The organism is Streptomyces katrae (genome assembly GCF_000966975.1).
In the GTDB taxonomy this organism is placed as follows: Bacteria; Actinomycetota; Actinomycetes; order Streptomycetales; family Streptomycetaceae; genus Streptomyces; species Streptomyces katrae.
Genome location: NZ_JZWV01001613.1, coordinates 1 through 1226, shown reverse-complemented (window position 1 = coordinate 1226; position 1226 = coordinate 1). Strand labels below are relative to the sequence as shown.

Below are 1226 nucleotides of genomic sequence, written 5' to 3'. Positions count from 1 at the left end.
TCCCGGTCCGGAGAGCTCCTCGGGGTGCACGGTCTTGCCCACGTCATGGGTCGCCGCACCGAAGAGAACAGCGTCGCGGTCCACGGCCAGCTCCGGGTACCGGCCTTGCACCCAGTCGGCCAGTTCGACCGCGACGTCGTGGACCGCGCGCAGGTGGGCCGCCAGACGGGGTGGGGCTTCAAGGGAGCGCAGCAGTTTCGCCACTTCGGGTGGCAGCGGCCTCAAGGACGGCTCCGCCGGGGCGTCAAGGGCGCGGGACAGGACGTCGGAACGTATCGAAGTCATCCGGGGGACAGTACCGGTCCTTGGTGTGCAGGTCAGGCAAGCTCCGAAGACGGACCCCGGGCACGGTCGCTTGACTGTCGCATTGGGAAGCAGTACCACCGGGCCGCCTGCACCTTGTGAACTGCTGCGTGGACGTCGCGGTCGGGGATTTCAGCTGCGGAGGTGGTCCGCGATGTGGTCTCGCCGTGTCACATGCCGCCGCGACCGCGGAAAGAAGGAAGTGCCTGTCACGACCGCCGGATCCCCAACGAACGCGCGTGAGAGACTCCGGTGGTCGGATCGCCGAGGCAGAAGGGCCGCTTGCCATGTCGGACGCCATACCGCCGCCGGTGCATCTCGACAAGGTGGTGGACGGGCTGGCGGAAAACCCTGCACTACCGTCGGAGCTAGTCCACCGGCTCCTCGGATACCGCAAGGGCCTTGGCAGGGTGGCCAAGCGGCCGGACCTGAGCGATGGCGTGATCGCCCAGATCATTGCCACAGACGATCACTGGCTCACACACTCTCTCGCCCTGAACCGCAGCCTCCCGCAGGCCTTCCGGATGATTCTCGCGGAGCACCCGGATCCCGCGATACGCAGGGCTCTGGTCGTTGCGGCGGACGGCGCACCGCGAGAGCTGTTCGAGCTGCTGCTCGACGACAGCGACCCGCAGGTCCGCGAACACCTGGCGGCCAGCGATCACATGCCGGCAGACCTGCGTACCCGGCTGGCGGCGGACCCGGACCCGAGAGTCCGGGCGACGCTTGCCCAATGGTGGACGACGGCCCCGGAACCGGTGCGCCGACTGCTGCTGACAGACCCCGACGACTCAGTACGAGCAGGGGCCTGCGCCACCTACTTCCGCCGGCTTCCCCATCCCGTTCCGCCGGCAGACCTCGTTGCGGACCTGTTGGCCGACCCGGTCACGCGTGCCGGGGCGGTGCGCCACTGCAGCCTGGAC

At 68.8% G+C, this 1226-nt stretch carries 2 pseudogenes; one reads left to right on the top strand and one right to left on the bottom strand.

What is annotated here, in order from left to right:
* Positions 1 to 285, bottom strand: a pseudogene (locus VR44_RS39615) (phosphohydrolase); the annotation flags it as partial.
* Between the two features lie 305 nt (positions 286 to 590).
* Between VR44_RS39615 and VR44_RS39610 the strand changes: the two are divergent.
* Positions 591 to 1226: pseudogene (locus VR44_RS39610) on the top strand (hypothetical protein); the annotation flags it as partial.